Below are 8,656 nucleotides of genomic sequence, written 5' to 3' on the forward strand. Positions count from 1 at the left end.
TGCAGATGTCGCAATCCACACCAGGCCAGAAGGCCCTCACCCATTTCAAGATCTCTCAGCCGAGAACTGCGTCACCAACCTCCGTGGACAGAACAGCTAGGGCGCAGCAAGACCTCAACGGACCCGAAGTCCCGGGACTCCAACATGATGCCCGCAGCGCACCGTAAATTCGTACGGCGTCGCCAGACCCGCGCTGTTAGCATCCCTCGGCTCAGCAAGATCTCAGTGTCCAGGGAGGGGTTCTCGTCGTGAAGGCCAGGAAGAGACCGTGGAGATTCGGACTGCTCGCCGCAACCGTGGGAGGGATGCTGCTCGGTACGCTGGCGGCCGGACCGGCGCAGGCGGAGAACGGACAGCAGCGGACCGGGATCCAACTGACGGCGCTGTCCGTCGAGTCAAGCACCGTCGACGCCTCCTCCGGCGACGGCACGGTCACGATCGACTGGACGGTCCAGGACGGTGACACGGCGGCCACCGACATGTTGGGGTCCCTCACCGTGCAGCAGGTCGGGACCGACGGACGTCTCGTCGGGGCGCCGCAAGCCCTCACGTTCTCTTTCCAGCCGGAGTGGCCCTACCAGGCGAACCCGGTCGACGGCAGCATGGCGTCCGCGCACTACAGCTACGCCTTCCCCGTACCGCAGTACGCCCGTCAGCCCATGGCCCGATGGGCCGTGGTGAGGGCCGAGGCCAAGGACGACCGGGGCGCCACACTGACCGTGGGGCGGCAGAGGCTGGCCAAGTACGGGGCAGAGTTCACCGCCACGCACCTCGTCGACTCGACCGGGCCGGCCTACGACCAGCTCGGACAGGTGCTGGACCAGCCGGAATACCTGTACAACGCCGATGCCTCCGTCACCGCACGGTACCGGCTGAACATCACCGACGACGAGTCCGGGTTCTTCCGTGGGCGGCTCGTCCTCGCCGGCCCGCAGGGCGCGACGGTGAGCGGAACGTTTCGGCTGGTGCCGAACACCGACGGTTCACAGCAGTGCGGAGACTACCCCGGTTACGACAGCCATGACGTCTGGTGCACGGTCGACGTCACCATCCCCGCCGGCGCCCCCGCCGGGACCTGGTCCGTCTCGCGGCTCAGGCTGACCGACGCCTCGGGAACCGTCAGCGTCTTCCGGGGCCTCTCCCAGGACCCGGTGCACGTCACGCAGAACGGCACGCTGCGGGCGACCGACTTTGCCATCAGCCCCAGGCAGTACAACAACTGGAACGGCACCGCGCGGCTGGCGGTCACCATGAAGCCAGCCGGCTTTCGCGACGGGATCGCCTCCGTGACGGTGCTGCTGGACGGTTGCGGCGGGTCGGTCACGAAGAACCCCGAGATCGCGGACGACGGCTCGATCTCAGTGGCGGCCACTGTGCCGCCCGTCTACACCAGGAAGTGCGCGGTCACAGGGATCGGCATCACCGACGGCGCCGGTGACACCGCGGCGTACGGCCCGGATTTCCACGGGCCGGCGTTGGACCTGGTCGCCACCCAGATCCCCGACACGGCGGCACCGGTGGTGAACTCCGCCTCGCTCGATGTCACGTCTGTACCCGCCAGCACCCTGCGGCGCAACGCCGTACTGACCCTGGACGTGACGTCGTTCGTGGGCGTCAACCGCTTCAGCCTCACCGTGTACGACGCATCCGGGGACCCGGTCGGCGGCATGTCCGGCGGCATCAGCTCCGTGACGAACGGCCCGCTCGAGCTGCAGGTGCCCCTGTACGAGGGCCTCACGCCCGGCGTGTACACGGTCGGTTTCACGCTCACGGACGCGGGTGACCTGTACAGCCAGTACGGCTACCCCAACGGCGTCGGTCTGCCCGTGCCCGGCGGACCACTGCGCATCACGGTGACCGACGACTGACGGGCGGCGTGCGGGGGTGGTCACAGGCGGCTGCCCCCGTGCCGGTGAGCAGTTCGGCGGAGAGCCGCCGGAGGCGGGCCGCGCCCGCTGTGTGGCCCGCACACGCAGTGCTGCCCCCCGGCTCCGGCTTCGGGCATGGCCGCCAAGCGGCCGGTGGCGCGGTCCGTGCCGCCGCTGTGAGCGCCCCGACTCGGGTCCAGGCCATGTGCAGCGTGTGTGGGCGACGGCCGCCGGCGATGTCGCGGGTGGAGTTCTGTTTCACCTGCTGGCCGGGCGGCCCGGTCGTCCCGCCGCCGTGTCTGCGTTGCGGTTCACGCCGCCTGTACTACGCGCCAGGGTTGTGCGAGGTCGACCGGGCGACGTGTCTCGACGTCGACGAGCACGGTGCTGGATCGACGTCGACGAGCACGGTTCCGTAGACACGACCCTGGCGCTGGGCGTACTCGTCCACGCCGACCACGCGGGGTACTGCGGTGGCGGGGTCTGGAAGCGAGGCGAACAGCCTCAACAGGGTGTTCCGTGACCGAAACCTTGAGGGCGTCCGTCATCCGGGCGCCGGCCCGGCCCGCGAGCGCGAGACCGACCGACCGACCGACCGACACCAGCGTCGACCGCAGCCGCTCGGTCCGTCGCCCGAACCTGCGGGTGAGGCCGGGTACTTGCTCGGCGAAGGTCATGCGCTCGCAAGATTCCTTCTCGCAGACGAACCTCCGCATCCGTAACGACACCACGACGCACTTGCCCGCCGTCGGTAGATCACGAGGAAATCGCAGACAGGAGCCACGAATTCGCCCCGACCAGCACCCGCACCCCGGACAGGCCGCCCGTCCTGCGGTCGTACGGGCCTTGACCCGGACGACCGTGTCGATCACCTCGACCGATTCCACCAACACGCCCTCGACCGAGGAAAACAGCAGCTCGTTCAACTGCCGGAGCACTTTGTTCACGGCGAATGACTGTCGACCACACCACCGTCCAGCCAGGCGGTTTTCGGGCGGACTTCAGTGGTCGCAGGCGGTCTGCGCGCATGGCTGGCCGGCCGCGTATGAACCTGGCTCCACTCTTCAGGTCCCCTTGAAATCGATCATCAGGGAACCGGGAGGCGCTCTACCGGCGGATCGCCGAAATCAGTCCGCCGGGCCGCTCCTCGCGCTGCGGCGGGGTGCTGATCGGGCGGCCGTAGGCGGCAGCGCGTTCGCGCAGGGTGTGGCAGCTGGCCTCCCAGCCGTGTCCGGCGAGCCAGCCCACCGGGTCGTCGGGCATCTCCGAGAGCCACATGGATGCCGCCGATGATCGCCGTGGTGGTGCTGGCTGCCTCCGTCCACGACAACGCCTTCGGCACCGCCCTGCTCGACAAGGTCGCTGCCAGTGCCGCCGGCACCGTGACGAAGGCCCTGGTGGACCAGGGATTCAAGAAGACCGTCGTGGACCACGGCAGGCAGGTGGGCATCGAGGTCGAGGTTGTCGAGCGCAACCCTGCCGATGCCGGGTTCGTCCCGCAGCCGATCCGGTGGCGCGTGGAGCAGACGAACGGGATCTTGATGCTGCACCGGCGGCTGGTGCGCGACTACGAGCACCGCCCGTCCTCGGCCGAATCCCGGGTGTACTGGGTGATAAGCGACGTGATGACCCGTCGGCTGACGGGCAGCGCGACCCTATCCTGGCGCGGCGGACGACCGGTGGGGAACTGACCCTGGGTGCGGTCTGGCACGACTGGAGGAGCGCGAGCGGGAGATCGCCGCGCAGGCCGAGCAGATCACGCAGCTCACCGCTGTGCTGGATTTGGGTCTCTGTCCGGAAACCTCGGGGGCGCCTCAGAAAGCAGGCGCCCAGTCGCCCCTCGGGTCGGTGGTCTGACCCACCTCGATCAGGTGGCCGTCGGGATCGCGGATGTAGCAGCGGATCTCGTACGGGTGCTGCTTCGGCGGCGTCAGGAACTGAGCACCCCGGGCGCTCCACTCGGCGTACACCGCCTCGATGTCCCTGACCCGGAAATTGAGGAAGCTGTTGACTCGGTCGGGATCGCGCGGCGTCTTCAGCGTGACCGTCGGCTTGTCGTCGGTCGGACCGCCACCGGCGTTGATGACGATCCAGGTGTTGGACAGAGCGACGACGGTCGGTACTCCGCCAAAGATCGTGGTGCCGCCGAGCACCTCGGTGTAGAAGCGCCGGGAGCGCTCTACATCGTCCGGGGCGATGAAGTGTCCCAGCAGGACCCCATCGATGGGCGGCGGGAGCTCGACCATCTGACACCCCCACTGGCTTGTGTCATCCCACTGACGACCGGATCGAAGTAGACATGACCCTCTGCATGCATAGCATTACCTTGCGACAGCTTGTTCTCTGAAATTCCGATCCTCTTCTCGGCCCAGATCGGGCTTCCATCTCCCGCGATTCGCGGGCAGGTGGGACTCGCCGAGTGTGGCCGGGACCCCGGCATTCACTCCGAATCGCCAGCGCGCGTACTTGACGGCCAGTGAGCGGGCGACCAGTCTCCCTCGGGGTCGGTAGTCTGTCCTACTTCGATCAGGTGGCCGTCGGGATCGCGGATGTAGCAGCGGATCTCGTACTCGTGCTGTTTCGGCGGTGTCAGAAACTGGGCGCCCCGGGCGCTCCACTCCGCGTACAAGGCGTGGACGTCCTTGACCCGGATATTGAGGAAGCTGCTGACCCGGTCGGGATCGCGTGGCGTGGCCAGGGTGACCGACGGCTTGTCGTCGGTCGGGCCGCCGCCGACATTGATGATGATCCAGCTGTTGGCCAGGGCGACATAGGTCAGCCCTCCGGGGCCGGAGTAGGCCACCCGGCCGCCGAGTACTTCGGTGTAGAAGCGCCGAGAGCGCTCGACATCGTCCGAGACGATGAAGTGGGCCAGCACAATTCCTTCTGGCGGTGGGGGGAGCTCGGCCATCTGGTACCTCCGCAGGTCGGTCTCATAGCCCGTTGACCGCGAGGCCTGCAGGCGGCGTTGACATGAGCGGGATTCAACGTTGCTCCAGCATTCCCTCGAAGAAGCCAATAATTCACGGCATCACCCTTCCGGCAGATGCGCGGGCTGTCGCCGCAAGTCACCGAACGCAGGCACTGGCCGGGGCCGCTCGGCCAGGATCGCGTTGTGAGGCGCCTTCAGAAGGTGGGTAACGGCTGGCGGACCTCGCGCACCCGTCGTGGCTGCGGGCGGCCGGTCCCTCGCGGACGAGGAAGGTCGGTCCGGCGGCAAGGTTGTACCGGGCGAGCGGTATTCGGGCACCGAGGTCCGGTCCAGTCCGGGCCGTATCGGTAAGTCATCTCGGCGGTGACGATCGGCACGCCGTCACCGCGGATCGCGGACTACAGTTGCCGCGAGAACACGGAAGCCCTGCTCAGCAACCAGAAAGCGCTGCTCGTGCCGACGCCGTAGGCGAGGTGGGCGGTCAGATCATCACCCAGCGTCTTCGCATCGTAGGTCCAGATGGGTTTGTAGAGTCCCGCGATCGGAAGTACCACGTATCCGCTGAGCCACACGAGCGCGCCGTACGGGAGCCCGTAGAGGACGTGGGGCTTGCGCAGCGAGGCGCTGACAATGCCGTAGAAGGCAGCGTTGCCTACTCCGTAGGCCCAGTGCATGAACGTGCTGACGGGGAACGCCGCGCCGTCCGGCAGCTCGCTCTGGGTGAAGGCCTCGGCCAGGCGCTTGGCGACCTGGCCGGGATCCGGCGCCTCCTGCCAGCTGCGAACCGGGGCGAACTCCCAATGCAGGGCGTTGTGTTCGCCGCCGGCTCGTCGCTGGCGCAGGAACCGCACGGTGTCCATGCAGACGGTGCCGATCACTCCCGCCGCCAGACCCGCACCGACGGCGCCGAGCGGCGTCAGCTGCTTGCGCGTGCGCATGGGTCGATCACTCCCGATCCCGGTTCTTTCAGAAGCCGGCGCTCTGGCCGCCGTCGACGTTGCAGGATCTCGCCGGTGACGAACGAGGCCTGTTCGAGGTACATGACCGCCTCGACGACGTCCTCGATCTCGCCCATCCGCCCGAGCGGGTGCAGCGCGGCGAGCGTGCCGCCCGGGTCGTCCGGGTGCAGCGGAGTGCGGATGACGCCGAGTGAGACGGCGTTGGCGCGGATCCGGCGCGCCGCGTATTCGATGGCCAGTTCCTTCGTCGCTGCGGCCAGGCCACCTTTGGTCAGTGAGGTGAGCGCCGCGGGTATGCGTGCGTTGGCGCGGTCGACCAGCGACGTCGACACGCACAGGACGTGCCCGCCATCGCCGCCGGCGAGCATCGCAGGGATGGCGCTGCGCGTGACGTCGAAGAAGCCGCGCAGGTTGACGCCGGTCACCAGGTCGTAGTCGGCGTCGGTGTAGTCGGTGAACGGTTTCTCCATGTAGACGCCGGCGTTGTTCACCAGCGTGTCGATCCGACCGAAGCGATCCAGCGCCTGCTCGACGATCTGTGCACCGGTACCGGGCCGGCTCAGGTCGCCGGGCACGGCGAGCACGTCCGCATCGTGCGACGAGGGGATGGACCGCGCGGTCGCAACGACGGCGTACCCACGCCCGCGGTACGCGTCAGCGAGGGCCGCACCGATGCCTTGTGACGCACCGGTGACGATTGCCACCTTCTTCTCCGAGCTCATCGGCATGTCCAAGCTGAGGTGCTCACGCTGGAAGTCTCCGGCTCACGGCGGGCCGCGCACGACGACTGCGCCCACCGGTTCTCACCCTACGTCCGGCCGAGCCCCGGCGCCCGCGTGGAGCTCATCGGGTACGGCCGGCGGCCGACCGCACGACGCTGGACGCACCGCCCTGCCGAGCTGGGAGGAGCACAGGTCATGGCCGCTCTGATCGCCGTGAACGTCGGCACGCCGAGGGGCGTCCCCTGGCACGGCAGGACCACCCGCAGCGGCATCTGGAAGCACCCCGTCGCCGGGCCCGTGATGGCGCGCCGGCTCGACCTGGACGGCGACGGCCAAGGTGACCTTGCCGGGCACGCCGGCGAGTAGCGTGCCGTGCTGGTCCACCAGTTGAGCTCCTACCGCCATTGGCAGGACTCCCTGGAACGGAACGACTTCACGTACGGCCAGTTCGGCGAGAACCTCACCGTGGACCGACTCGCCGACGACGAGGTGTGCATCGGTGACCGCCACCAGATCGGCGGTACGGTCGTCGAAGTCAACCAACCCCGGTTGACGTGCTACCGCGTGGGGTTGCGGCTCGGCGAGCCACAGATGGCCGCCCTGCTGCTGTCCCATCGGCACCCGGGCCCTCTCCATGCGGGTGCTGACCGAAGGGCGGGTGCGGGCCGGGGACAAGATCGTGAAGTCTTCTCGGGTCTGAGGAGATGACCGCCGCGGAGATCGACGCGCTGCTCTACCTGCGGCCACGTCGAGTACGCCCCGCAGTCCCGGGACCCCCGCTGGAGGAAGCGCGCTCATCTGCTGTTCGACGCCCCCGGCCGCGGCCCGGCCGACCGAGCCGACCGACGTGGTCCTGGACGTGTGACCGGATGCGTCCGTGGTCGAGGGCACCACCGCCGACGGCGCGAGGCGAGTCCGAGTCCGCCGACGGAGCCGCGGGTTGCGTGCGGTCGGCGCAGCTGCCTAGCGTGGTTGTGGTGGGGAGGGAGAGACGGTGGGGAGGGAGAGACCACCGGCGGGGCGAGTCGGTTGCGTGGGGCATCCCGCCGAAACCACTCCTGGCATGCGCCCGAGAGGGGATTTCTGCCATGGCAAAGGTGCTCTTCATCGTCAGTGGAGCCACCTACTGGGTGTTGAAGGACGGCACGCGACACGCGACCGGCTACTGGGCCGAGGAATTCGCGAACCCGTACAAGATCCTCACGGACGCCGGTCACGACGTCGTCGTCGCGACGCCGAGCGGTGTGACTCCGACCGTCGACATGATGAGCCTGCGTCCCGAGATGGTCGGCGGAAACGACAGCGCCCTGGAGCTGGAGGCCGTCATCCGTTCCGCGGAGGTGATGCGTCGACCGCTGCAGCTGTCAGACGTGCGCCTGGAGGACTACGACGCGCTCTACCTGCCGGGCGGTCACGGTCCGATGGCAGACCTGGCGTGGGACGCCGACGTGGGGCGGCTGCTGACCCAGCAGTTGGCCTCGGGCAACCCGCTGTTCATCGTCTGTCACGGTCCCGCCGCGATGCTGGCCACCAGGATCCACGGTGAATCGCCGTTCAAGAGCCACAACATCACCTGCTTCACCGACGAGGAGGAGGATGGCGTCGGACTGGCCGCCAAGGCACCATGGCTGCTGGAGACCGACGTGAAGGCGAAGGTCGGGGTCAAGTTCAGTCGTGGTCCGGTCTGGGAGCCCTATATGGTCGAGGACCGAAACCTGGTGACCGGACAGAACCCGGCCTCGGCCGCGGTCCTCGGGAACCGGATGCTGGAGATCCTCAAGTGACCCAAGGTTCCACAGTCACACGATCTGGCGGCACCGAAACGGACATCACGTAACGTACCGCCCTCTGACACTGCTGCCGGATGGGTGGGCGCTTCCTCGGCCTCGTGAGAGTGGCGCCTGCGCGAACCCGGTCCGGGTTTTCGGGCGTGCCTGCATGGCTGGCACCTCGGTACGGTCCCGCTGGCCACGACGGCTTGCCCCGTGTCAGTGGTATGCGTCGCCCGTCCCGTCACGGAGTTCGCCTGAGCGCTCCAGATCGAGTGCAACTGTCCTGACCGCGTCGACGATGGGCATCAGCTGGCGGCCGCGACCCGCTTCCACGCCGAACACCACCACCTGCGCGTCCCCACCGACTACGAGGACGCCTACGGTTACCGGCTCGGCAGCTTCA

11 protein-coding genes and 1 pseudogene are annotated in these 8,656 nt (G+C 68.2%); 5 read left to right on the forward strand and 7 right to left on the reverse strand.

The window, feature by feature from the left end:
• Positions 1 to 305: 305 nt before the first annotated feature.
• Positions 306 to 1,868 (forward strand): hypothetical protein, encoded by a 1,563-nt coding sequence (locus AB0958_RS43350; protein WP_366895996.1) that lies wholly within the window; start codon positions 306 to 308, stop codon positions 1,866 to 1,868.
• A gap of 311 nt (positions 1,869 to 2,179) precedes the next feature.
• Here AB0958_RS43350 and AB0958_RS43355 read toward each other — a convergent pair whose 3' ends face one another.
• Together AB0958_RS43355 and AB0958_RS43360 are read right to left on the reverse strand one after the other, a co-directional pair.
• Positions 2,180 to 2,815 (reverse strand): transposase family protein, encoded by a 636-nt coding sequence (locus AB0958_RS43355; protein WP_366895997.1) that lies wholly within the window; start codon positions 2,813 to 2,815, stop codon positions 2,180 to 2,182.
• Positions 2,816 to 2,975: 160 nt separating this feature from the next.
• Positions 2,976 to 3,158: pseudogene (locus AB0958_RS43360) on the reverse strand (SAM-dependent methyltransferase); the annotation flags it as partial.
• Between AB0958_RS43360 and AB0958_RS43365 the strand changes: the two are divergent.
• The gene (locus AB0958_RS43365) at positions 3,158 to 3,559 is read left to right on the forward strand and encodes a hypothetical protein (protein ID WP_366895998.1); all 402 of its coding nucleotides are present in this window, start codon (positions 3,158 to 3,160) and stop codon (positions 3,557 to 3,559) included. The pseudogene AB0958_RS43360 and the gene AB0958_RS43365 sit on opposite strands and share 1 nt — an antisense overlap.
• Positions 3,560 to 3,682: 123 nt before the next feature.
• Here AB0958_RS43365 and AB0958_RS43370 read toward each other — a convergent pair whose 3' ends face one another.
• From AB0958_RS43370 to AB0958_RS43385, 4 genes are all read right to left on the reverse strand, one after another.
• Positions 3,683 to 4,114: a VOC family protein gene (locus AB0958_RS43370; protein ID WP_366895999.1), complete on the reverse strand. Its 432-nt coding sequence runs from the start codon at positions 4,112 to 4,114 to the stop codon at positions 3,683 to 3,685.
• A 194-nt stretch (positions 4,115 to 4,308) separates the two neighbouring features.
• The gene (locus tag AB0958_RS43375) at positions 4,309 to 4,779 is read right to left on the reverse strand and encodes a VOC family protein (RefSeq protein ID WP_359008639.1); all 471 of its coding nucleotides are present in this window, start codon (positions 4,777 to 4,779) and stop codon (positions 4,309 to 4,311) included.
• A 419-nt stretch (positions 4,780 to 5,198) separates the two neighbouring features.
• Entirely contained in the window at positions 5,199 to 5,738 is a 540-nt protein-coding gene (locus tag AB0958_RS43380; RefSeq protein WP_188306453.1) for a hypothetical protein, read from the reverse strand.
• The gene (locus AB0958_RS43385; RefSeq protein WP_366896000.1) at positions 5,717 to 6,481 is read right to left on the reverse strand and encodes an SDR family oxidoreductase; all 765 of its coding nucleotides are present in this window, start codon (positions 6,479 to 6,481) and stop codon (positions 5,717 to 5,719) included. The genes AB0958_RS43380 and AB0958_RS43385 overlap by 22 nt, the downstream gene beginning before the upstream one ends.
• A gap of 195 nt (positions 6,482 to 6,676) precedes the next feature.
• On the opposite strand from AB0958_RS43385, the gene AB0958_RS43390 reads away from it, so the two are divergent.
• From AB0958_RS43390 to AB0958_RS43400, 3 genes are all read left to right on the forward strand, one after another.
• Positions 6,677 to 6,847: a hypothetical protein gene (locus AB0958_RS43390; protein WP_366896001.1), complete on the forward strand. Its 171-nt coding sequence runs from the start codon at positions 6,677 to 6,679 to the stop codon at positions 6,845 to 6,847.
• A 6-nt stretch (positions 6,848 to 6,853) separates the two neighbouring features.
• On the forward strand, positions 6,854 to 7,189 hold the full coding sequence (locus tag AB0958_RS43395) for an MOSC domain-containing protein (protein ID WP_366896002.1): 336 nt from the start codon (positions 6,854 to 6,856) through the stop codon (positions 7,187 to 7,189).
• A gap of 380 nt (positions 7,190 to 7,569) precedes the next feature.
• Positions 7,570 to 8,265 carry a type 1 glutamine amidotransferase domain-containing protein gene (locus AB0958_RS43400; RefSeq protein ID WP_366896003.1) on the forward strand — a complete coding sequence of 232 codons (696 nt, stop codon included), beginning with the start codon at positions 7,570 to 7,572 and terminating at the stop codon, positions 8,263 to 8,265.
• 204 nt (positions 8,266 to 8,469) lie between these two features.
• Here AB0958_RS43400 and AB0958_RS43405 read toward each other — a convergent pair.
• Positions 8,470 to 8,656: hypothetical protein (locus tag AB0958_RS43405; protein WP_366896004.1), on the reverse strand; the 187-nt coding region annotated here is incomplete at its 5' end.

The organism is Streptomyces sp. NPDC006655, from assembly GCF_040703965.1.
In the GTDB taxonomy this organism is placed as follows: domain Bacteria; phylum Actinomycetota; class Actinomycetes; order Streptomycetales; family Streptomycetaceae; genus Streptomyces.